Annotated in this window: 20 protein-coding genes and 1 riboswitch; of the genes, 13 read left to right on the forward strand and 7 right to left on the reverse strand. The window is 47.3% G+C overall.

Annotated features, from left to right (window positions below):
* Positions 1–199 precede the first annotated feature (199 nt).
* The 3 genes from Q9R36_RS11770 to Q9R36_RS11780 all read left to right on the forward strand — a co-directional run bounded on the left by Q9R36_RS11770 (position 200) and on the right by Q9R36_RS11780 (position 5,723).
* The gene (locus tag Q9R36_RS11770; RefSeq protein ID WP_311225161.1) at positions 200–2,218 is read left to right on the forward strand and encodes an alpha/beta fold hydrolase; all 2,019 of its coding nucleotides are present in this window, start codon (positions 200–202) and stop codon (positions 2,216–2,218) included.
* 77 nt (positions 2,219–2,295) lie between these two features.
* Positions 2,296–3,786 carry a glycerol kinase GlpK gene (gene glpK / locus Q9R36_RS11775; protein ID WP_009794678.1) on the forward strand — a complete coding sequence of 497 codons (1,491 nt, stop codon included), beginning with the start codon at positions 2,296–2,298 and terminating at the stop codon, positions 3,784–3,786.
* Between the two features lie 269 nt (positions 3,787–4,055).
* A complete protein-coding gene (locus tag Q9R36_RS11780) occupies positions 4,056–5,723 on the forward strand; it encodes a glycerol-3-phosphate dehydrogenase/oxidase (RefSeq protein WP_311225162.1) in 1,668 nt (555 codons plus the stop codon).
* Between the two features lie 70 nt (positions 5,724–5,793).
* On the opposite strand, the gene Q9R36_RS11785 is transcribed toward Q9R36_RS11780, so the two are convergent.
* Genes Q9R36_RS11785 through Q9R36_RS11800 form a run of 4 tightly spaced genes read right to left on the reverse strand, consistent with a single transcriptional unit; the run spans position 5,794 to position 9,743 of the window.
* Positions 5,794–6,612, reverse strand: coding sequence for an ABC transporter ATP-binding protein (locus tag Q9R36_RS11785; RefSeq protein WP_101548521.1), 819 nt, complete (start codon positions 6,610–6,612; stop codon positions 5,794–5,796).
* Positions 6,612–7,643 carry a FecCD family ABC transporter permease gene (locus Q9R36_RS11790; RefSeq protein ID WP_009794675.1) on the reverse strand — a complete coding sequence of 344 codons (1,032 nt, stop codon included), beginning with the start codon at positions 7,641–7,643 and terminating at the stop codon, positions 6,612–6,614. Before Q9R36_RS11790 ends, Q9R36_RS11785 begins: the two co-directional genes overlap by 1 nt.
* Complete coding sequence (locus tag Q9R36_RS11795; RefSeq protein WP_311225163.1) at positions 7,640–8,674, reverse strand: FecCD family ABC transporter permease; 1,035 nt, start codon at positions 8,672–8,674, stop codon at positions 7,640–7,642. The genes Q9R36_RS11790 and Q9R36_RS11795 overlap by 4 nt, the downstream gene beginning before the upstream one ends.
* A gap of 1 nt (position 8,675) precedes the next feature.
* Positions 8,676–9,743, reverse strand: a complete 1,068-nt coding sequence (locus Q9R36_RS11800) for an iron-siderophore ABC transporter substrate-binding protein (protein WP_009794673.1) — start codon at positions 9,741–9,743, stop codon at positions 8,676–8,678.
* Between the two features lie 409 nt (positions 9,744–10,152).
* Here Q9R36_RS11800 and Q9R36_RS11805 point away from each other — a divergent pair, with 409 nt between their 5' ends.
* Complete coding sequence (locus Q9R36_RS11805; RefSeq protein ID WP_311225164.1) at positions 10,153–11,544, forward strand: DUF1565 domain-containing protein; 1,392 nt, start codon at positions 10,153–10,155, stop codon at positions 11,542–11,544.
* 246 nt (positions 11,545–11,790) lie between these two features.
* The gene (locus Q9R36_RS11810) at positions 11,791–13,182 is read left to right on the forward strand and encodes a hypothetical protein (protein WP_094767815.1); all 1,392 of its coding nucleotides are present in this window, start codon (positions 11,791–11,793) and stop codon (positions 13,180–13,182) included.
* Positions 13,183–13,263: 81 nt separating this feature from the next.
* Here Q9R36_RS11810 and Q9R36_RS11815 read toward each other — a convergent pair whose 3' ends face one another.
* Complete coding sequence (locus Q9R36_RS11815) at positions 13,264–13,809, reverse strand: GbsR/MarR family transcriptional regulator (protein WP_009794669.1); 546 nt, start codon at positions 13,807–13,809, stop codon at positions 13,264–13,266.
* A gap of 312 nt (positions 13,810–14,121) precedes the next feature.
* Between Q9R36_RS11815 and proV the strand changes: the two genes are divergently transcribed.
* The 8 genes from proV to Q9R36_RS11855 all read left to right on the forward strand — a co-directional run bounded on the left by proV (position 14,122) and on the right by Q9R36_RS11855 (position 22,364).
* On the forward strand, positions 14,122–15,348 hold the full coding sequence (proV, locus tag Q9R36_RS11820) for a glycine betaine/L-proline ABC transporter ATP-binding protein ProV (protein WP_009794668.1): 1,227 nt from the start codon (positions 14,122–14,124) through the stop codon (positions 15,346–15,348).
* Positions 15,345–16,178: an ABC transporter permease gene (locus Q9R36_RS11825; protein WP_009794667.1), complete on the forward strand. Its 834-nt coding sequence runs from the start codon at positions 15,345–15,347 to the stop codon at positions 16,176–16,178. The genes proV and Q9R36_RS11825 overlap by 4 nt, the downstream gene beginning before the upstream one ends.
* A 15-nt stretch (positions 16,179–16,193) precedes the next feature.
* Positions 16,194–17,084 carry a glycine betaine ABC transporter substrate-binding protein gene (locus tag Q9R36_RS11830; RefSeq protein WP_009794666.1) on the forward strand — a complete coding sequence of 297 codons (891 nt, stop codon included), beginning with the start codon at positions 16,194–16,196 and terminating at the stop codon, positions 17,082–17,084.
* A 287-nt stretch (positions 17,085–17,371) separates the two neighbouring features.
* Positions 17,372–18,778 carry a right-handed parallel beta-helix repeat-containing protein gene (locus Q9R36_RS11835; RefSeq protein ID WP_311225165.1) on the forward strand — a complete coding sequence of 469 codons (1,407 nt, stop codon included), beginning with the start codon at positions 17,372–17,374 and terminating at the stop codon, positions 18,776–18,778.
* Between the two features lie 140 nt (positions 18,779–18,918).
* Positions 18,919–19,605, forward strand: coding sequence for a DUF2711 domain-containing protein (locus Q9R36_RS11840; RefSeq protein ID WP_311225166.1), 687 nt, complete (start codon positions 18,919–18,921; stop codon positions 19,603–19,605).
* Between the two features lie 82 nt (positions 19,606–19,687).
* Positions 19,688–19,871: riboswitch (Lysine riboswitch) on the forward strand.
* 102 nt (positions 19,872–19,973) lie between these two features.
* The gene (locus Q9R36_RS11845) at positions 19,974–20,813 is read left to right on the forward strand and encodes a transporter substrate-binding domain-containing protein (protein WP_257992985.1); all 840 of its coding nucleotides are present in this window, start codon (positions 19,974–19,976) and stop codon (positions 20,811–20,813) included.
* Between the two features lie 64 nt (positions 20,814–20,877).
* The gene (locus Q9R36_RS11850; protein ID WP_311225167.1) at positions 20,878–21,609 is read left to right on the forward strand and encodes an amino acid ABC transporter permease; all 732 of its coding nucleotides are present in this window, start codon (positions 20,878–20,880) and stop codon (positions 21,607–21,609) included.
* 17 nt (positions 21,610–21,626) lie between these two features.
* Entirely contained in the window at positions 21,627–22,364 is a 738-nt protein-coding gene (locus tag Q9R36_RS11855; RefSeq protein ID WP_009794661.1) for an amino acid ABC transporter ATP-binding protein, read from the forward strand.
* A gap of 59 nt (positions 22,365–22,423) precedes the next feature.
* On the opposite strand, the gene Q9R36_RS11860 is transcribed toward Q9R36_RS11855, so the two are convergent.
* Positions 22,424–22,981: a peroxiredoxin family protein gene (locus tag Q9R36_RS11860; protein ID WP_311225168.1), complete on the reverse strand. Its 558-nt coding sequence runs from the start codon at positions 22,979–22,981 to the stop codon at positions 22,424–22,426.
* A complete protein-coding gene (locus tag Q9R36_RS11865; protein ID WP_311225169.1) occupies positions 22,978–23,586 on the reverse strand; it encodes a hypothetical protein in 609 nt (202 codons plus the stop codon). Before Q9R36_RS11865 ends, Q9R36_RS11860 begins: the two co-directional genes overlap by 4 nt.
* Position 23,587: the final 1 nt, after the last annotated feature.

Here is a 23,587-nt window from a genome sequence, read left to right on the forward strand (position 1 = left end):
AAATTGTCGAATTATGTTGACAACGTTTTCATTTGAATTTACACTAGGGATAAGTTAATAACCCGTGACGAGATGAGGAGACACATTAAATGCCTTGAATTCAGGATTCAGGGGTGTTTAATGTGTCTTTTTTGTCTTTCCGATCTGGTTATTTAGGCAATATATCTTGAATATCAATAGGTTAAAAGGGGGATATGAGATGAATAGAGTAAAGAAGCCGGTCGTCTTATTAGTGATTTCTTTGCTGTTAATTCTTGCTGGAAGCTTTGGTGCTTCCCAGTTTAATAGCTCGAGCGGGGATGTGGATGTCTCACGCATTTATTTTGATACACCAAGAGGGGAGCTTTCAGGTCTTCTGTATAAGCCGGATGGTGCAGATCAGGAAGCAAGGCCAGCCATCGTGGCTACGCACGGCTACCTGAACTCTGCAGAAATGCAGGATGCACAGGCTATCGAAATGTCAAAGAGAGGTTACGTAGTCCTCGCCTTGGATCAGTATGACCATGGCCATTCAACAGGCACAATGGAAAAGCCGGTTCCATTCTTCTCCTTCTGGCCGCATGCGATCTATGATGCTGTCCAGTATATGTATGATCAGGATTATGTCCTGAAAGATGAAAACGGCAATGGCATCATTGCAGTTTCCGGCCACAGTATGGGCGGTTTCTCTTCCACCCATGCCGTCATGCTGGATGAAGTGGATTTCCAGGAAAGCGGCATCAGGAAAATCTACAGCTCCCTTACAATGGGGTCTGACTATCAATGGCTGAAGTCTCTCGGCTATACTATAGAAGATATCAACAACTCTTATGGGCCCAGGCCTTCCGGAAAAATTGCCGGACAGTATGATGAATTCTTTTTTGATGCAGAAGCAGCAGCTGCCGGTACGCCTGTAGTGAAGAAAAACTATGCTGCAACAGAAGAAGGCATGAGCTTCCTGGGCAACCCGGAAAAGCCTGAGGCTGGGAAAGTGTATGAGGTGAACGGCGGAGAAAGAATCATTTATCAGCCAAATGAGACACATCCTTGGAATCATTTCTCCAAAACGTCTACAGGAGATGCCATCGATTTTTATGATAGGGCATTTGCCGGCTATAATGGTTCATTAACAGTGGATAGTGATGGGCAGACATGGATGTTTAAAGAGTGGTTCTCTTTTGTCGCCCTGATCGGATTCTTCCTGCTGTTTGTGCCAGTTGTGTCCTTATTATCAAGGCTGCCGTTCCTTAACAGCATCTATACCGGTAGGCCAGAGCCGCTTCCTGCTCCAAAGACAAACGGCGCGAAGCTGGCAGGTTTGATCCTGATCGTAGTCGGGGGGCTTTTCCCTGCCTTATTCTTCTCCGCACTATATGGAGGAGATGTCTACGGAATGAGATTACTAAGACAGATCAGTATGATTTTCATTGCCCTGTCTGCCATTGTCCAGATTTCTTCTTTTGTGAAAAAATCAGAGCGCAACATCAAGACAGTTTCTGCTATCATGCTCGTTCTAAGTGTGATTCAATATATCTATCTAAGGCTGCAGGATAAAATGCTTGCCACAACAGAGCTTTTTGGCGCCCCGACTGTGAATCCAGTTCTGTATTGGGCGATCAATGTGGCAATCATCACACTGATGATGATGGTCGGCTACCATTATGTTGCGAAAAAACCTGAAGGTGCTGCCATTAAGAATTATGGCGTGAAAGCAAGCGTCAAGTCAGTTATTGCTTCGCTTGTCACTGCCATTGCAGCTGTTGCGATCGGCTACGGGGTTCTTTATCTGATGGATGCCCTTTTCCAGGTAGACTTCCGCATTTGGACATTCGCTGTAAAAACATTCGAAGGCCAGCATCTGGCAGCACTGCTGAAATATGCACCATTATTCCTGATCTACTACTTTGTTGTCGGCCTGTCCGTCAACATGAATACAGCGACTGTGAAGTATAATGGATGGAAAGGCTATCTCATTTCTGTCTTCCATTTCATCGGCGGGCTTGTTCTTTACCTGGCCTACCATTACGGCTTGTTGTTTACGACTGGAACTGCCGGCTATCCGGGCGAATCGCTTTCTTCCATCATTGTAATTGGCCTGGTGCCAGCCCTTCTCGTAGCGGCGCTGTTTAACCGCTACTTCTATAGGAAAACAGGAAATGTCTATGTGGGCGCCTTCATCAATACTTTGCTGATGACACTGATCACACTGGCAAACACAGCGCTTTACACGATCTTTTAATAGTCTGCAAAATATATAGAGAGCAAGGGGCCTATCTGCCCCCCGCTCTTTTTTATCAAGCGGAGGGAGGAATATCTATGGGGAAATACATCTTGGCACTTGATCAGGGCACAACCAGTTCCCGTGCCATATTATTCGATAAAAACGGTGAGATTGTGGAAACGGCTCAGCAGGAATTTGAGCAATTTTTTCCAAAGCCAGGGTGGGTTGAGCATGATGCCAGCGAAATCTGGACCTCGATCCTTGCCTGTATGGCATCCGTCCTGCGGAAGGCTGATGTGGGACCGGAGGAAATAGCGGGCATCGGCATCACGAATCAGCGTGAAACCGCGGTTGTCTGGGATAAGCACACGGGGAAGCCTGTTTACCATGCCATCGTCTGGCAGTCCCGTCAGACAGAGCCTATTTGCCGCGACCTGCGGGAGCAGGGATATAATGATCTGTTCAATAGTAAAACCGGCCTTCTTCTGGACCCTTATTTTTCAGGTACAAAAGTAAAGTGGATTCTTGATCATGTGGAAGGTGCAAGAGAGAAGGCAGAAAACGGCGATCTGCTGTTTGGCACCATTGATACTTGGCTGGTATATAAGCTTTCCGGGGGGAAGGTTCATGTGACTGATTATTCCAATGCCTCCCGGACCTTGATGTACAATATTTATGATTTGAAGTGGGATGAAGAGCTTCTTGACATCCTGACTGTACCAAAAAGCATGCTTCCTGAAGTCCGCCCATCTTCTGAAGTGTATGCCCATACAGTGGACTATCACTTCTTCGGGCATAATGTCCCGATTGCGGGCATCGCCGGCGATCAGCAGGCCGCTCTGTTCGGCCAGGCCTGCTTTGAAAAAGGGATGGCGAAGAACACTTACGGAACCGGCTGCTTTATGCTGATGAATACCGGTGAAGAACCTGTTAAATCGAGCCATGGGCTGCTTACGACGCTTGCATGGGGCGTGGATGGGAAAGTTGAATATGCACTTGAAGGCAGCATCTTTGTAGCGGGGTCGGCCATCCAATGGCTGCGCGACGGCATGAGGATGATCGACAGTGCTTCAGCCAGCGAGCAGTATGCACTGAGGGTCGATTCTACAGAAGGCGTCTATGTGGTCCCTGCCTTTGTCGGACTGGGGACACCGTATTGGGACAGCGATGCCCGCGGTGCGGTTTTCGGCCTGACCAGGGGGACGACAAAAGAGCATTTTATCCGGGCGACCCTGGAATCGCTCGCCTATCAGACAAGAGATGTGCTGGACAGCATGGCTGCAGATTCCGGTACAGAGGTGAAATCCCTGCGGGTAGACGGCGGTGTGGTCAAAAATAACTTCCTGATGCAATTCCAGAGCGACATCCTCGGCGCCCCTGTAGACCGCCCGGTTGTCAATGAAACGACCGCACTGGGGGCTGCTTTCCTAGCCGGCCTGGCTGTAGGCTACTGGTCCAAAAAAGAGGAAATCACAGCACACTGGAAAAAGGACCGCACTTTCACGGCAGAAATGGCCGAAGAGACGCGCGAAGAACTCTATAAAGGCTGGAAAAAAGCTGTGGCGGCCACCCGTGAGTATAAATGAAGTCAATTTCCATAATGTGCCACAAAACGATTGGAATGCTTTAATTTTCAGCTTTATTATGGTATACTAAAAACAAGTTAATATATTTGGATGGAGAACTCGAGAGACCACATCGCTCTATTTTTCGGCAACGAAAAGCAGGGCTGATTTGTGGTCTCTTTTTTTGTTTTTCGGGTATGGGACTTATAGAGCTTAAAAAACAAGACAGCTCCTCATAGGCTGGAGCCGGGCTGAAACATGAATATGATGATCCTGAAGGGACTGATTTGATGAAATTCACCAACTTACAAAGACATGATATAAAGGGAAAAATACAGAAGGGGCCATTGGACCTTCTTGTCATCGGCGGCGGGATTACAGGCGCTGGAATCGCGCTGGATGCCGCCCTGAGAGGGATGAAGGTGGCTGTCGTTGAAATGCAGGACTTTGCTGCCGGTACATCCAGCAGAAGCACAAAGCTTGTCCACGGCGGACTGCGCTACTTGAAGCAATTTGAAATTGGGGTTGTCGCAGAAGTCGGCAAAGAGCGGGCCATTGTGTATGAGAACGGGCCGCATGTCACCACACCGGAATGGATGCTGCTTCCGTTCTATAAGGGAGGCACTTTCGGACCATTCACAACGAATATCGGCCTGAGGGTATATGACTTCCTTGCCGGTGTCAAAAAGGACGAAAGAAGAAAAATGATGAAGCCGGAAGAAGCCCTGAAGCGGGAACCGCTGTTAAAGCGCGAGGGGATGAATGGCGCAGGTTATTATGTTGAATATAAAACAGATGATGCCCGCCTGACTCTTGAAGTCATGAAAAAAGCGGTTGAAAAAGGGGCGATTGCACTCAATTATATGAAAGTCACTGATCTTGTCTATGAAAACAGTGCAGTGGCAGGTGTGAAAGCGGAAGATCTGACCGATGGAACGGTACAGGAAATCCGGGCAAAGAAAATCGTCAATGCAGCAGGCCCATGGGTAGACACACTGAGGGAAATTGACCATAGCAAAAAAGGCAAATCGCTGCAGCTGACGAAGGGGATCCATCTTGTATTCGACAGCAAAAGATTTCCGCTGAAACAGGCCGTGTACTTTGACACGCCTGACGGCCGCATGGTCTTTGCCATCCCGCGTGAAGGCAAGACTTATGTAGGCACCACAGATACGGTCTACAAAGGGAATATTGCCCATCCAAGAATGACGGTGGCAGACCGGGATTATGTCCTTGGTGCGATTGACTTCATGTTCCCTGATGTGAAGATCACGGCTGATGATGTGGAATCAAGCTGGTCCGGATTAAGGCCGCTGATTCATGAAGACGGGAAATCACCTTCTGAAATCTCGCGCAAGGACGAAATCTTTGTGTCGCATTCCGGATTCATTTCCATTGCCGGCGGCAAACTGACAGGCTACCGGAAAATGGCGGAAAGCATCGTCGATCTAGTGGCAAAGCAGCTGGGTGAAGAAGATGAAGCAGACTATCCTAAAACAGCCACGATGCACCTGCCAATATCGGGCGGCGATGTGGGCGGTTCTGAAGGATTTAAGTCATTTATGACAAACAAAGTGAGCGAAGGAAAAGAGCTGGGCTTGACCGAAGAAGCAGCAAGGAAGCTTGTTCAGCGCTATGGCTCCAACGTGGACATCGTCTTTGATATCTATAAAAACGGCAAAGAAAAGGCTTTGGCAGAAAATCTTGATCCAGTCGTCTACGCTGGCTTAAGATACAGCATTGACTACGAAATGGCCTACAAGCCTGCCGACTTCTTCATCAGAAGGACAGGGGCCCTCTTCTTTGACATCGGGTGGGTCCGGGAACATAAGGATGCTGTGATCATGTTCATGAAAAAAGAATTCAGCTGGTCAGAGGAACAGGCAGCAGCTTACACAGAAGAGCTGGATGTACTGATTTATGAGGCCTCACATCCAATTGAAAAGGAAGAATTTTAAATAGAGACCAAAAAGGGCCTGGTCCCAGCTTAGTAAAGCTGGGACCAGGCCCTTTTGATTTTTCGGCAAATCAATTAAAGGCAAATTCCCTTTTGACATGATGGCGCCCTATAGGCACTACAGATGGGCATCCTGCAACAGGGTCTTCTACAACCGTACAGTGAAGGCCGAAAATATCTTCGATCAATTTGCTTGTAATAACCTCTGATGGCGCTCCCTCTGCCACAAGCTTTCCTTTATCGAGAGCAAAAATATGGTCTGCATAACGGGCAGACAGGTTGATATCATGAAGGACCATGACGATTGTCGTTCCGTGCTTCCGGTTAAGGTCTGTCAGCAGGTCGAGGATCTCGACCTGGTAGGTGATATCCAAGTAGGTTGTCGGCTCATCCAGGAACAGGATGTCAGTCTGCTGTGCCAGCGCCATGGCAATCCAGACACGCTGTCTTTGGCCGCCTGAGAGTTCATCGATATGGCGGTCGGCAAATTCAGTGATCTTCATCAGCTCCATTGCTTCAGCAACAGCTTCATAATCCTTCTTAGTCCAGCCTTTCAGAAAAGACTGGTGCGGGAATCTTCCGCGTCCAACCAGGTCTGCAACCGTTATTCCCTCAGGAACAATCGGTGTTTGAGGAAGAAGCCCGAGGACCCGGGCCAGCTGTTTTGGCGGAATTTTATGAATGGGCTTACCTCCCAGGGTAACCTGCCCGGAATCAGGTTTGATCAGCCTTGCCATTGTTTTGAGCAGGGTCGATTTACCGCAGCCGTTGGCACCGATGATGATGCTTATTTGGCTGCTGGGAATGCTGATGCTTATATCATGCAGGATGGTTTTCTGATCATATCCGGCAGTGACTCCTTCAGCCCGGAAATCATGTGTCGGTTTCATTATAAATCACCCTTTCGATTCATTCGGATCAGCAGGTAGATCAAATATGGGGCACCGATAATGCCTGTGATCACACCTACAGGATATCTGGCATCGAATGCGAACTGTCCGATAAGGTCTCCTGCCAGTACTAAAATGATGCCGACAAGGCCTGCCGGGACGATGCTAGAGAATCCAACCCCCACCAGCCTCTTGGCAATGGGCCCGGAAAGGAACGCGATGAATGCGATCGGTCCTGTGGCCGCGGTAGCTAATGCAATGATCAGCACTGAACTGATGATGAGCATCAATCGCGTCTTATTGGTATCTACCCCGAGTGAGGTGGCTGCCTGTTCCCCAAGCTCCAGCATATCCAGCCTTTTCCCGAGCATCATGATGATGGGGGCAAAGATCAGGACTGTAATCATGAGCGGATAAAGATCTTCCATTTTCGCCCCGTTCAGGCTCCCTGTCAGCCATCTCATGGCAGCAGGGAGGTCATTCTGCTGGCCAATCAGCAATAAGTAGGATACGGCAGCATCAAGCATGGCCTGGATGCCGATCCCGATCAGGATTAATCTGCCTATTGAGAAAGAAGAACCTTTTGATAATAGAAAAATAACAGCCACTGCAGTAAGCCCGCCGATAATGGATGCGATGGAAACAAAGGTATCGCTCGCGTGGAGGACGGTGATGCAAAAAACCGCAGCGGCGCTGGATCCGGCTGTTATGCCGATCACATTCGGGTTTGCCAGGGGATTGCGGAGCATCGTTTGGAAGACATGTCCCGCAGCGCCAAAAGCAAACCCTGTAAAAACACCTGCAATCATTCTCGGGAAGCGTATGGTGCCCACTGCAAATGAAGCGCCTTTTACTTTTTCGCCCATCAGCACGCTGATGACATCTGAAACAGGATAAATCGTGTTTCCCAGCATAAGCATGGTCCCGCAGAGGGAGAAGGCGATCATGGCAAGAAGCGAAGTGACAAGGACAAACCGGCGTCGTCTCTTTAGTCTGCCCATCATAATAAGATTCATGGATTCATTCATCATAACGCACGCATTTTCGCTTTCATAGTAATTAAGATCAATATAGGAGCCCCGATAAAGGCTGTAACAACACCGACTTCAAGCTCTCCCGGACTTCCCAGTACCCGGCCGCACACATCTGCTATGGTTAAGATGGCTGCGCCTGAAAGAGCAGCCATCGGGATGACAAACCGCAGATCCGGGCCGATGACGAGCCGGATCAGGTGTGTGGCCAACAGGCCGATAAAGCCGATGGGGCCTGCCAGCGCTGTCGCCGCACCGCATAAAAGGACGCCGCCAAAGGCAGCGGAAAGCCTGAGGGTTCCTGTCCGGACTCCCAGCCCCTTGGCGGCTTCATCACCTAGTGCCAGTGCATTCAGTCCTGGAGCTGTGAAGACGGCAATCAGCAGTCCAATAATAAGAAAGGGTATGAAAATGGAGACAGAGTTCCAATTTCCTGCTCCGACACTGCCCACCTGCCAGAATCTGAACTGATCCATCACGTTGGAGCGGGGAATCATAACCGCCATCACAAGGGATGATAACGCAGCACTTGTGGCAGCACCCGCTAAAACGAGCTTAAGGGGCGTGGCACCGCCACTCCCCATTGAACCAATTCCGAATACAAAAATGGCAGTTATGAATGCACCAGCCAATGCAAGCCAGATATACTGGCCAGCACTGCCTATATCCAAAAAGGAAATTCCGCAGACAACGAATAATGCTGCCCCTGTGTTGACTCCCAATATGCTTGGGTCTGCAATTGGATTGCGGGTGACCGACTGCATGAGGGCACCGGAAACTCCTAATGCCGCTCCGCACATTAAGCTGAATACAGTCCTGGCAATTCTTTGGCGCACCACATTTGCTCCATGGCTCTCTGCTTCCGGATGGAATAAGCCGTCCATCAGATCATTCCATCCCACAATGCGGGATCCAAAAGCAAGTGAAGCCAATACGCATAAGCCGAGCAGGACCATAGAAAGGACCAGCACCATGATGAAATGCTTCGGCAGATGCAGCTGCTTATTTTCTGAAACGGAAGTATGATTCATTTTACTGAACTTTGCCTGCAGCTTCTGAAAGCAATGTCAGATACTCGTCAATGGAATATTCAATCGAGAGCGGGCTCGGTGTACCTGCTGCTGCAAGAGGAGTGTTATCTCCGATGATGACAACAGAGCCTCTTTCTACTGCAGGGATTTTTCCAAGGATAGGATCAGCCTGCAGGGCTGCAAGAGTTTCATCATTTCCATAAGATACGATAATTTCAGCATCGTTCAGCATATCTGCATTTTCGGCACTTACTTCGATATAGAAGCTGTTTGGATCAGTCATTTGGCTTGTGAGACTTTCAGGATATTCCATCTCCAGCTCAGAAAGGAATGCACCGCGCGGATCTGCTGGAGAGTAGATATAAAACTTGGATAAATCAGAAGCATCAAAGCTTACGAATGCAGCCTTCTTCCCTTTGACCTCCGGATGTTCGCTCACTTTATCTGCAATCAGTTTTTCTGTATCGGCAATCAGCTGCTTGCCTTCTTCTTCCATACCCAAGCCCATTGAATTATAGGTTACTTGCTCGCGCCATGAGGCCACCCAAGGGCTTGTCTGATAGGCAACAACTGGGGCAATTTCGCTTAGTGTATCATATTCTTCCTGAGTGATGCCTGAGTATGCGGCAAGGATCACATCAGGGCTTACATCAGCAATGGCTTCGAAATCAAGGCCGTCAGTATCCTGGAAAATAACAGGGGTATCGGCATCAAGTTCTTTCAGTGCATCCGCTGTCCAAGGCAGCATCCCGCTGTCATCCTGAACACCATAGTTTGCAGCAGAGAAGCCTACAGGCACAACGCCTAGAGCAAGAGCGACGTCATGGTTCGACCATGCAATCGTAGCAACGCGCTCAGGTTTTTCTTCTATAGTAGTTTCGCCAAAAGCATGTTTGATTACGATTGGATACTCAGCAGAAGCTTCTTCGGATTCAGCCTTATCTGTGTTGGAATTCCCGGCAGATTCTGAGTTTCCATTTGATTGATCATCTGAACAGCCAGCTAATGCAAAAGTCAGCAAGGCGATCAGGAATGTTGTAAAAATAGAAAATCTTCGTTTGGCATTCATCTTGTTTTTCCTTCCTTCTCTGAACGTAATTGATAATAATTATCACTATCATTAATTTATATGGTATGGATGATGATGTCAATAGAATATTTAGAATTCAGAAAACTGGGAGGAACATTGTATAGCAGGCACAGTTGATTCAGGATTCCTGTGACTTTGCTGTGCTTTTAGGATTTTTCAAAAGGCAGCTTGCACCCATAGCATGCGCTGTTGGGCTTCTAGTTATGATGAAGGGATGCATAAAGCGGCAGCCGGCGGTATATGCTTAATTTTTTTCTATTGAAATGGATGAGGTTTTTGCCGATATTATGAAGCAGGATGAAAATAGCAATAGGCTGATTTTCTAGGCTGCCATGCCTCTTCTTAAAAAGGGACTGGCTGGAGTGAAGCTGACGGGAGTGAAATAGTATTGAATAAGTGGATTGCAGGGCTGGCGCTAATCCTGGTTTTTTTGGCCATCGGAATGTTCATCAATGAAACGGAGACAGGGACTTCCCCGAAAAAAATTCTATATGTGTCGCCGGACGGCAGCGACAAAAATTCGGGAAGCAAGCAAAAGCCTTTAAAAAACATACAAAAGGCAGCTGATTCAGCAGAGCCGGGAACTGTCGTTTATGTTAGAGAAGGTATTTATAAGGAGCAGATTGTTATCAGGGAATCCGGATCCAAGAATGCGCCTATTATGATTAAGTCATATAAAAAAGAGAAAGCAGTATTGGACGGAACAAGCCTTAAGGCAAACGGGGACAACCAAGGTCTGATATCCATCCATAATAAAAGTTATATTACGATTGCCGGGTTTGAAGTCAGAAACTATAAAACAGCGGAAGAAGATGTGGTGCCGATCGGCATCTCTGTCAGCGGCAGCGGAAAGGGTATCCGGATTTTGCGGAATCATGTTCACCATATTGAGACGCTACATGATAACGGCAATGCCCACGGGATTGCAGTCTATGGAACAAAGGCGCCGGAAGCAATTGAAGATATAGAGATCTCGGAGAACCTCGTAGAGGACTTAAAGCTTGGCTGGAGTGAAGCAATTGTATTAAACGGGAATGTGAGCCATTTTAAAGTGACCAAAAATATCGTCAGGCAGAGCAATAACATCGGAATTGATATAATCGGATTTGAAGGAACATCGCCCCGGGAGGCTTATGACCAGGCCAGGAATGGACTTGTCAGCCATAATACCGTCTGCGGGATATCGAGCTACGGCAACCCTGCATATGGCCCCCATTATACAGCCGGCGGCATTTATGTGGATGGAGGAAAAGATATAACAATTGAGGAGAACCGGGTCTATCAGAATGATATCGGCATCGAAGCAGCCAGTGAACATAAAGGGAAGTCGACAAGCGGGATAAGTATCCGCAAAAATATAATCTTTGAAAATAGAAGTGCCGGCATTGCCATAGGCGGGTATGACGAGGAAAGAGGCAATACGGTTAAATCCAGCATTACTGATAATGTACTGTATAAGAATGACAGGGAATATCAGGACGGCGGGCAAGTGCTCATTCAATACAATACAAAACATAATACAATCAAGAATAATATCATGGTTGCGGGTGAATCGGGACTTTTGATCAGCAGCCCTTTCAGGAAAAGTGAAGGCAACAGCATCAACCATAATATGTATTATGTTAGCGGCGGGGAAAAGAAAGCACGTTGGATCTGGGAAGAAAAAGAGATCTCCGGATTCAGTGAATATCAAAAGAAAAGCCGGCAGGACGGCAATAGTGTGTTTCAAAAACCGGAATTTATAGATGAAGGAAAGAAAGACTTCCGTCTGGAAAAATAGGCCTGCACTGCAGGTTTTTTATTTTGCTTCCAAGCAGCACTTAGCATCTATGCAATGACCAATCATCAGATGCGGCCCGGAAAATGGCAGCGGGCACCTGGCAATGTGACTCCAGCCTTGGGAGAAGGAACTTGTATGCCAGAACCCGAAGTTAGGGTGTGGCGCTTCCGTATGCTAAAATACTGATAGAGGGTTATTTTATACAGATCAGTTATTGTTTACAGCAGAAATAAGGGGGGATTTGAAATGAGACAGGATCAATTCTTGCTTTATGATCATAAAAAACAGATCAGTCTAAAAGCGGAGCGGGCAGCATTCTATCTGCAAGGTCAGATAATTGAAGCGTTCAGTGAAAAGAATGAAGTTTATTATCTTATCTTTTATAAATATCATTTCCTGACAGCGGTGAAAACCACGAAACTCCGCCGCCATTCTTACATTGAGCACGCCTTTAAAAAAGGCATAGTCTTCGAAAGTCCCCACCCGCTTATCAAAATACTGCTTTCTTCTAATCAACCTTGCCAATGCATCAGCTTTAAGCAGCTGCTAAAAAAGCTGGAAAGGCAATACACCCCCCAGGAAAAGTCATTTATTCTTACCTTTTTCGAATCACTGATACCCAAAAGGGATCTGTTCAATGAAATTAAATCCGTCTATTATGAATACCGCCGCAATGGAGACTATTTTTCAGGCTATCAGATGATCCGCCTGATCATGGAGTTTGCCCCAAAAACGAGTCTGGCTGTTTCGCATAGCAATGATATGATCTTCAGTAAATATGCCTGGCAGTACAGTGAAAAGCCTGAGAAACTGTTTGCCAAAGATCCCATCTTTGCAGAAAAAACACTCTATTCCCAGAGGGAGGACGAAGTATGCTTCCAGCAGCTTATTGACCGGCTGGAAAAAGAGTCCCGCTGGATGGACCTCATCGCCTTATCCATACAAAAACTCATAGCGTCACCTTCACCTGACTGCTATGCCCATCTTTTAAGATTGCTAGCTCAGCATACAGAAATAGATTCCCTCCACATTCAAGAGTCCTTATCTTTTCAATTGCCTGCCTTCCTTCCATTGCAAAAGGATCTATTAGAAAAATATATACAAAACCATGCTGCTGATAAAGTTTTCAAACTGATGAAAACCAATGCTTTTCAGCTGGATGATTCTCAGATATATGCCGTTGGGGAAATGCTGGAAGAGTGGGAGCCGGACACTCAGCCTGTCCAGCCTGAACTGCTGTATCCCCTCATCAAGCGATATATCAGCAGATTCCCTGAAAAAGCTGACAAGCTCCTTAAAAAGTTTGTCATATCGCTGCTGAATACTCATGAGCTGCCATATATCCAAAATTGGCTGAAGCCATTAAAAGACAAGAATAAGAAGCTGGCGATAGTTGAAAAAATTGATATGATGCAAAAGCTTTATGAAGATCCCGATGATATGCAGCAGCTTGGGGAGCTGTATTTTGAACTGAGCCAGCTGGATAAAGCGGTTGAATGCTTCAGCTGGGAAATGGAGCTGAAGCCCGCTGATCCGAGACCTCTGCAATGGCTGGCGAAAACCTACCATGAAAAAGGGATGGACTACGAATCAGATGCCTATCGCCAGCTGTGTATCCAGCTCCAGAAAAGAGCTTGAACCAGCCAGTGCCTGCCGCTGATCCCCTAATCCAAAAAGGTGCCTGCCCCATCGGGGGGCAGGCACCTTTTTGGAGAGCATCTACTCTTCCTTTTTTTCATCCTCAGATTTTGTCAGTTCAAAGATCTCCCTTGATTCAAAAAGATCGATGACTTTGTTGAGCCAGGTATAGTATTCAATGGCGTAAGTGATCTTTTGAAGATGGTTTTCGGCTTTCTTTACCGTTTCATCATCTTCTGTATGTGATAGGACTTCTTCGAGGTCCTTAAGTGATCTAAGCGAGGCATCCAGGTTCATCTGGGTTCCTTTTCTCCATTGCGTACAAAAGCGATCGATGAAATTCTGGTACCAATCCCCTTTGACCTGGTATAAATCTTTTCTTTCTCCTTTTCGCCAGACCTTTTCAACCATATTTAATTCCAGCAGGGTCCTGACACCAGTGGACATACTGGTTTTGCTCATTTCGAGCTCTTCCTTCAATTCATCCAATGTCATGGGTTTATTTTCAAAATAGAGGGTTCCATAGATACGCCCGATAGAGGCGGGAACTCCGTATAAATGCATGTTTCTCGCGACAGATTCAATGACTCTCTCCCGTGCCTGTGCGACCAATTCTTCGTTATGCATGATACACCACCATTTCTAGTCACAAATGAGAGGATAATTATGCTAATCCATTCATCTTGATTCATTTTAAAGTTTGAACCCACTAAAGTAAAGTAAATGCAAGTTGAGGAAAAGGGAGCATATCAGAAGAAATCTAAGAATAAGATAATTTAGTACGTACAGTTCAAACTGTACGTACTTTATTGATGGAATTTGATGGATTTATAGGTTTGTTGTATGCAACTAAAGTCCCTTATACTTTTTAAGTACGCTGGAAAAACAGTTCGATTCGACAGAAATCGTCATGTATAAACAAAGTTTAGAGGTGGATTTATGGCTGAAAAGAAAATAAGCGTCCAAAACGTTACGAAAGTCTTTGGTAAATCGCCCCATCAGGGAGTCAGACTCCTGAATGAGGGGAAATCAAAGCGGGAGATACTTGAAAAGACTGGAATGACCGTCGGTGTCAATAAAGCGAGCTTCGATGTGTATGCCGGGGAGATATTCGTCATTATGGGATTATCCGGGAGCGGAAAATCCACATTGGTCCGGATGCTGAATCGGCTGATCGACCCAACCGATGGAGAAGTACATATTGATGGAAAGAACATCGTTAAGCTCAACCCCCAAGAGCTGCGGGAAGTAAGACGGAAGAAACTGAGCATGGTATTCCAGCGCTTCGCATTATTCCCTCACCGAACTGTTCTCGAAAATACTGAATACGGCCTTGAAATCCAAGGAGCAGAAAAGTCCGCATGCAGACAGAAGGCAATGGAGTCATTAGAGCTTGTCGGCCTTAAAGGATATGAAAACAGCTATCCGAGCGAACTGAGCGGCGGTATGCAGCAGCGTGTCGGCCTGGCCCGCGCCCTTGCGAACGACCCTGACATCCTGCTGATGGATGAAGCGTTCAGTGCGCTCGATCCATTGATCCGCAAAGATATGCAGAACGAATTGCTTGAACTGCAGGAAAAGATGGAGAAAACGATCGTTTTCATCACCCATGATCTTGATGAAGCTCTCCGCATCGGCGACCGAATTGCTCTGATGAAGGATGGGAACATCGTCCAGATCGGTACGCCTGAAGAAATCATGACAAACCCTGCCAATGAATATGTGGAGCGGTTTGTTGAGGATGTTGACCTCTCGAAGGTCCTAACGGCAGAGCATGTCATGAAACGCCCTGAAATGGTGCGCATCGACCGCGGTCCGCGTGTGGCTGTGAAGGTCATGAAAAATGAAGGGATATCCCATCTGTTCGTTGTTGACAGCAAGCAGAAGCTCCTCGGCACCGTCACAATCGAAGCTGCTTCAGCTGCCGTCAAGAACCAGCAGACCCTAGAAGAGATCCTCATTACTGATCTCGATTCCATTAAACCGGAGACCCTTCTCGTAGACTTGTTCGAGCAGGTGGCTACGGCTGTACTTCCGCTGCCTGTCATCAATGAGGAAGGACGGCTCAAGGGAGTCATTGTAAGGGGCGCTGTACTTGGTGCACTTGCAGGGCTGGAGTCTGATCTTAATGCAGATGTTCAGGGAAATGAGGTGGAAAGCATATGACATTTTTGCCGAAGCTTCCGTTAGCCAGCTGGGTAGATAGTGCGGTCAGCTGGATCAAAGACATTCTGGGCCCGTTCTTTGACATCCTGACAGATGGAATCGGAGCAGTTGTTGAATTCTTTGTCATGGTATTGGAATCGATACCGGCACTGCTGCTGATTTTGATATTTGCAGGCTTGGCCTGGTGGGTAAGCCGCTGGACGATAGCATTATTTACCGCTATAGGTTTATTGCTGATTGATAATCTCGGCTATTGGGATGGCACGATCGATACGCTTGCCCTTGTCCTGGCATCGGTCATTATATCGATCATCATAGGAATTCCTATTGGAATCTGGATTTCACAAAGCGACCGTGCGCAAAGCATCCTTACGCCGATCCTTGACTTTATGCAGACGATGCCGGCCTTTGTATATTTGATCCCGGCCATCATTTTCTTTGGGATCGGGGTCGTACCAGGTATCATTGCTTCCGTCATCTTCTCGATGCCGCCAACGATCCGATTGACCAATCTCGGAATTCGCCAGGTGCCGGAGGATCTTGTAGAAGCATCTGACGCATTTGGCTCAACGCCAAGCCAGAAGTTATTCAAGGTTCAGCTGCCATTGGCAATGAACACCATCATGGCCGGAATCAACCAAAGCATCATGCTTGCTCTATCCATGGTTGTTATCGCATCCCTTGTAGGTGCGCCGGGACTGGGTGCAGATGTGTACCGTGCCGTGACCCAGCTGAAAGTCGGTACAGGTTTTGAAGCTGGTCTCGCCATCGTCATCCTGGCGATCGTGCTTGACCGGATTTCTCAAAATATAAGAATCACTAAAAACTAAGGGGGAAGTATCACAATGAAAAAATTGCGTATGGCCGGGTTGGCTTCAATCCTTGCATTGTCTGTCGGATTGGCTGCCTGCGGAAATGATTCTCAAGATTCAGAGGAAGGCAGCACGATCGGTGATGGAGTGGATTACAAAATCACTGGCATCGAGCCTGGTGCCGGAATCATGTCGGCAACCAATAAAGCATTGGAAGAGTATGATAATCTGGAAGACTATACACTGGTTGAGTCTTCTTCGGCTGCTATGGCTGCTGAGCTGGACAACGCCATCAAAGATGAAGAGCCTATCATCGTAACTGGCTGGACGCCGCACTGGATGTTCGCTAAGTATGATCTGAAATATCTGGAAGACCCTAAAGGGATCTACGGTGAAGCAGAGAAAATCGAAACCTTCACACGCAAAGGCCTGGAAGAAGACCAGCCAAGTGCCTACAAAGTGCTTGACCAATTTTTCTGGACAAATGATGATATCGGTGAAGTCATGGTTGCAATCCAGGAAGGGACAGATCCTGCCGAAGCTGCTGACACATGGGTGAAAGACAATAGCGATAAAGTAGCCGAGTGGACAAACGGCGCAGAGGAAGTAAGCGGGGAAGATATCTCACTTTCTTATGTGGCGTGGGATTCTGAGATTGCAAGCACCAATGTAGTAGCGAAAGTGCTCGAAAGCATCGGCTATAATGTGGAAATGGTTCAATTGGATGCAGGCCCAATGTTTACAGCTGTGGCCAATGGCGACGCAGATGCGACCGTTTCCGGCTGGCTGCCGCTGACACATAAAGACTATCTTGATCAGTATGGCGACGATATGGAACGCCTTGGTGAAAACCTTGAAGGCGCGAAAACAGGACTTGTCGTTCCTTCTTACGTGGAAGCTGATTCAATCGAAGACTTAGATTAATGAGGCGAGAGCCGGGGATGATCCCGGCTCTTTTTCTGTCTGCGCCACTTTAGAAGTTTGAGGGGTTCAGCTGCTTTACGTGCAAAATGCAATGGAAATTTAACGGATTGAAAGTGGATGTACATAATAGAGGCATATCCCTGGATATGTCTCTTTTTCTAGCAATAGCAGTCGGACCAGAACCCGTTTTTACAGTCGCACTCTTTAACAGACAAGCAATTAATAGTGCCTTGTCCAAGCACTCCCCCTCTCCTTGCATATTTTATAAGGAAGGAGGATGAAATATTATGACTGAATTCATCGTAAATCCGGGCCAGCGCATTCAGGATTTTATTGATGGAGCTGAGCCTGGAGATATTATTACTGTGAACCCTGGTACCTATGAGGAACCAGATATTACAGGTCCGACACTTATCAGGATTGATAAACCGCTGACAGTAAGATCCAGTGGAGGGCCTGAAGTGACGTTTTTGAATGGAAACAGTGAAGAAGAGCGTAATATTGTGGTGGAGATTTCTGCAGCCAATGTGGTTCTTGAGGGCTTTACGATCACAAATCCGCTTTACAGCGGTTCCGCGGAAGCTGTTGGAGTCAGGACCCGATTAATAGACCAGGCTGTTGCGCCGAGTGATGTGGAGATTCGCGGAAACATCATCAGGGAAATTGGAACACCGGCCCGGCAGGCAATTGAAGGGACATATGGAATCAGGACGAGTGCGATAGAAAGGCTTCGGGCAGCTGATAATGAAATCTCTGAGATCAGGCATGCGAGTGCCTCTGCACCGGCCATTGGCATTTCTATTGAGGGCACCTCTCAGCAGCAGCTTGCCAATGACGTAACCCTTGAGGGTAACCGGGTTTACAATATTCAAGCCCCGAGTGAAGAAAGTACTGCGGTCGCTGTGAAAAGAGAAACGGCAAATGTCTTTGTACGGGGGAATAGAATTGAGGCACCTGAGGGAGGTGCTGCCAATGTGAAGAGAGGCATCGCGACAAGCCCGGAAGTAAGAGGCCGGGTAGAAATCGCGGAAAATGCCGTTAAAGGGGCCACTGATGCCGGAATGAGGCTCGGAAGCCCGGCAGAACAAGTGGTGACAAGGAACGAGATTCTAGAAAACAGAATTGGCATCTTCGTCGAGGCTACTGCAGTGACACCGCCAGTGATTCAGCTTAACACATTCAGCGGCAATGAAGAGTGGGGGTTATTCAACGCCTCTGCTGTAACTGTCAATTCGGAAAACAATTACTGGGGACCTGCCGGGCCGAACACACCTGGCGGGGATGACATCGGAGGGCCGGGCCCGGTTGAGTTCATTCCTTTCCTGCGGGTGCCGCCTGGAGTGCCGTTCGTTACTACCGGGCCGATTGCCAACTTGCCCTCAGCAGACCGGCCGATTAGCCAGCTGTATGTTGTAATTGAGAACGTCAGTGACACGGAAGAAACGGTCAGGATCGAGGGCTATTTTCTGACTGACACCCAGAATCTCTATGTGCTGGAGCTAAACCCGCTTGCGCCGGAAAGCTCACCGGGCTCCACCATCACAAGAACCTATTATGCCAACTTTGATTTATTTGAACTCAGGTTCTTCCCTTCCAGTGACAGAGTCCTGATTTCTGTCTGGGGACTGGACCCCGATGGCCAGCTGGCCGGAAAGCTGAACCTGGTAAATAATGAATTGACCAGGTTCAGCTAAGGAAAAATTGAGCCGGGGGGACAGGTCCTCTGGCCCGTTTGGGCCAAGGGACCTGTCCCCCCGGCCTGTCACCATTTTGTGTTACCTTTTCCTCGCTCCTTCGTTTAATAAGTGAACGAATAAAAGCGAGGTGGCAGTCTATGTTAAATTACTTATGGCTGGATCACTGTTCCCCAATTCTCGGACAGCTCCCGGCACCGTTCAGGTCCTGTGCGATCCTGCTTCATCCCTTTGTCAGGATGCCTGCCGGCTGGACAGCGGCACAGCCTGATTCAGAGGACGTTTTTTTAAGTGGAGAAGAGGCCCTGGAAAAAGGCCAGCCTGTATCATGGCAAAAGGTGATGAAGGACAGCGGGCTGAATTCACTTGATGAACTGGCACTCGCCCTGCAGACGGCGATTGTGGGATTGAGGAAAGAGTATGCACGGAAGGATTTAGCCGAAGCTCTGGATAATTATATGGATCCGGACCTTTATTTGCCGCCAGAGGACCAGACATCTGTATTTCTGTTGGGGAGTCTGTTGAATGTTCTTGGTTCAAAGCAGGCGGAAAGCATTTATTATTCCAGCCCCATCCCGTTGACAGAAGGTTCCATGCCGTTAAAGGAAGCTGCTCCTTTAGGGATTCTCGGGCTTTCAAATGCGGAGCTGATCATCACCGATCAGCAGATGGATTACGCTTTTATGAGTGTAATAGATTCTTTCATCACACTGTTTCTGGCCAAAGAGACTGATATAGAGCACATCATCCGGTCCAGCAAATGGGAAGCTATCATCTGCGGCAATAATACCTGCTTGAATTGGTACCTCCAGGAAAATCATACCTGACATAGTGCCCAGGACGAAGGATTGACAGATTATTTATATAGTTGTAGACTATTAGAGAAAATTAAATAAGACCTCACTTTACCAGTGAGGTAGAGGCGCGGTGTTTAACAGTCTTTAGCGGAGCTTGAGAAGCGATGATGCTAGGGAGAAGGAAATATCGCCGAAGCGGGCACATATATCTCAGTATTGCCTGCTGGGTCTGCAGTTAAGAGCTGCAGGACTGTCTCAATGGGCTTCCCGGCTTATTGAGTTGTGCTATCTCATTTAGGGAAAAAAAGAGGACTTATGGGCATATGTATATAACGACCTAAGTTAATCTTAGGTCGTTTTTATTTTGTTCTCATCATACAAATATAGGGGGAGAAAACATGAAAAAAGCTTCATTATTTTTAGTTAGTATGCTTTCGGCAGTCCTTTTGCTGGCCGGCTGCGGATCAAGCACCAGTTCAGGTTCAGATTCAGGTTCATCAGAAAGTGATACGTTCAAAGTCGGCCTGGAGGCAGGCTATGCTCCGTTCAACTGGACGCAGAAAGATGATTCCAATGGCGGTGTGAAAATTAAAGGCTCTGCAGAATATGCGGGGGGGTATGATGTTGAAATTGCCAAGAAAATCGCTGACGGGCTTGGCAAGGAATTAGAAATCGTGAAGACAGAATGGGACGGTCTTGTGCCGGCGCTGACTTCAGGCAAGATCGATGCCATCATTGCGGGTATGTCGCCAACGGCAGAACGCAAAGAGACGATTGACTTCTCAGACAATTACTATAACTCCCAGCTGGTTATGGTTGTGAAAAAAGGCGGAAAATACGAAAACGCCACGAGCCTCAATGACTTTAACGGAGCCAAAGTCACAGCTCAATTGAATACATTCCACTATTCCGTGATCGACCAGATTGACGGTGTATCCAAAGAAACAGCGATGGACAATTTCCCTGCGATGAGGGTTGCATTGGAATCCGGAATCATTGATGGATACGTGTCTGAGCGTCCTGAAGCAGTCAGTGCTTCTGCTGCCAATGACAATTTTGCGATGGTTGATTTTGAGGAAGGATTCGAAACTTCCGAAGATGATACAGCAATCGCTGTCGGGCTTGAAAAGGGCAGTAAACTGACAGAGAAAATCAACGAGATCTTAAAAGGCATTTCAGAAGAAGATCGCACCAATATCATGGATGAAGCCATCCAGAACCAACCAGCAGCACAATAAGACAGACATAGAACCGGCTGTACGCTTACAGTCGGTTTTATGATGAATACAGAGGGGGAGAAAGATGAGCTTCGATTGGATCGTTAGAATCATCTCGGAAAACTGGCCGATGTTCCTTAGGGGAGCTGGGATCACACTGCTCATTTCTTTGATCGGAACTATCATCGGCGCCGGCATCGGCTTATTGGCAGGAGTGGTCCGGACCATCCCTGCACCAGAGCGCGGACCAAAAAAAATCATGCTGAAGGTGATCAATTTCATCCTTTCGGTATATATTGAATTTTTCCGCGGCACACCGATGATTGTCCAGGCGATGGTCATTTATTATGGTTCCGCTTTGGCATTTGGCGTTGATATCAATGTACTTGCAGCGGCCATCATTGTTGTATCCATCAATACAGGGGCCTATATGGCTGAAATCGTCCGAGGAGGAATTGTTTCCGTTGATAAAGGGCAGTTTGAAGCAGCCCAGGCCATCGGGATGAATCATTATCAGACGATGTGGAATGTCGTGCTCCCGCAGGTCATCCGCAATATCTTGCCGGCAACAGGCAACCACTTTGTCATCAATATCAAAGACACATCTGTCCTTAATGTTATATCAGTATCGGAACTATACTTTATGACCAAATCAGTAGCAGGGAATAATTTTAGATACTTTGAGTCATTCTTTGTGGCATGCGTGATTTATTTTGTCATGACATTCATTGTTACAAGAATCCTGCGTTATTTTGAACGGAAATTAGACGGTCCTGACAATTTCGATTTGCTGGGCAAAGGTGAAAATAATCTGTAAGGGAAGGGGGAGCGGCTATGGAAAAAGTCATTGAAGTTCAGCACTTAAGCAAATCCTTCGGCACAAATCTGGTATTGAAGGACATTGATTTTTCAGTCAGAAAAGGAGAGGTGGTCACGATTATCGGCTCCTCGGGATCCGGGAAATCGACCCTCCTTCGCTGCATTAACCTGCTGGAGAAGCCAAGCGGCGGCCAGATTATCTATAATGGCGAGAACATCCTCGACGATAAGCATGATATTTTTGCTTACCGCCAGAACTTAGGGATGGTGTTCCAGCAATTCAACCTCTTCAATAATCATAATGTCCTGAATAATTGTGTGGTTGGCCAGGTCAAGGTGCTGAAACGCTCTAAGGAAGAAGCGGAAAAAGTCGCCATGAAATATTTGAAAGTGGTGGGCATGGATCAATATGTCAATGCCAAGCCAAGGCAGCTGTCAGGCGGGCAAAAGCAGCGTGTCGCCATTGCGCGGGCACTGTCCATGGAGCCTGATGTGATGCTGTTCGATGAGCCGACATCGGCCCTTGACCCGGAGATGGTGGGAGAAGTCCTGAAAGTCATGAAGGAACTGGCCGGTTCCGGTCAAACGATGCTGATCGTCACCCATGAAATGGAATTCGCTAAAGAAGTATCCGACCGCGTCGTCTTTATGGACAAAGGAGTCATTGCGGAAGAAGGAAGTCCTGAACAGATCTTCAATAACCCTGATCAGGAGCGGACCAGGGAATTTTTGAAGCGGACATTGAAAGTGTAAAAGAGCCGGGGGGACAGGTCCCTTGGCCCGTTTGGGCCAAGGGACCTGTCCCCCTGGCTTCATTTCACCAGATTCTTTATCATTTCTTCGTCCATCGGCCCGATGATTTTTTTGCTGACAACCCCATTGGTGTCAATGATATAGCTGGTAGGGATTGAGAATACCTGGTACTGCACGCCGAGCTGTCCATCCTGGTCAAGGGGAATGGGGAAGGTGAGCCCATATTCCTGGACAAAGCTTTCAATGGCCTTTGTGCCGTTATCCGCATTGGTCAAATTGACGGCAAGGATTTCAACGTCCTTGTCTTTGTTTTCTTCGTAGAATTTCTGCATATGCGGCATTTCGGCTTTGCATGGCGGGCACCAGGTTGCCCAGAAATTCAATATGACCTTTTGGCCTTTATAATCGGAAAGCCGGACGGTCTCTCCTGCAAGCGTCGTCAGTTCAAAGTCAGGCGGAACCGCCCCTTCTTCAGGGGCCGATGATGCTGGCGGGCTTTCTTCTTCTTCTGTGCTGGTTTGGACCGGCTCTTCAGGCGGGCTGGACTTCCATACGTTCACAAGCACAATGGCAATCGCTATGGCCATGATGCTGGCAGCTATTATATTTTTCTTCAATTGCGGCAAACCTCCCTCTTATATGAAAAAAGAATAAAAAGTGCGATCCCTGCAAAGCTGTACAGGTCCACAGAAATGATGGTGCCGAAAATGCTGATGATCAGGACCTGCATCATTTGAAACAGGAGAAATACCTGTTTGGACTCTTTGTATCCTTCTGGTTTCCGGAGCTGCAGATAGATGATGAAGCTTAAGGTAAACAAAATCTGGGCTAATAAATGGACAGGGTCGCCCTCCAAATAGCTCATGAATGCTTCATATATAAAAAAGAACAGACTGAATAAGATTGGCAAATCAGGAAACAGGCTGTTCTTTTTGAGCTGTAAAAAAAGATAGATAATCACTGTAATGATGCCTAAAGTATGTCCTTTGATTCCTCCGCTAAAGAATAGGACAGAAAGGGGATTCTGGAGGAACAGTCCAAAATGGAAGAAGATATAGCTTCCTTTCCAGACAACGATATAAGCAAAAAAAGCGTTCCAATGCCAATCCCCGGTTTTCTTTTTCCTGATCAGCCGAAAAAGCAATGATGCTGTGATAAGCGCCACAGCAACAGAAAGCCATTCCACCTGCATGCTGAAGCTGCCGATATTAACGTAAGACAAA

It is taken from the genome of Bacillus sp. AG4(2022), assembly GCF_031844465.1.
Taxonomy (GTDB): domain Bacteria; phylum Bacillota; class Bacilli; order Bacillales; family Cytobacillaceae; genus Bacillus_AB; species Bacillus_AB infantis.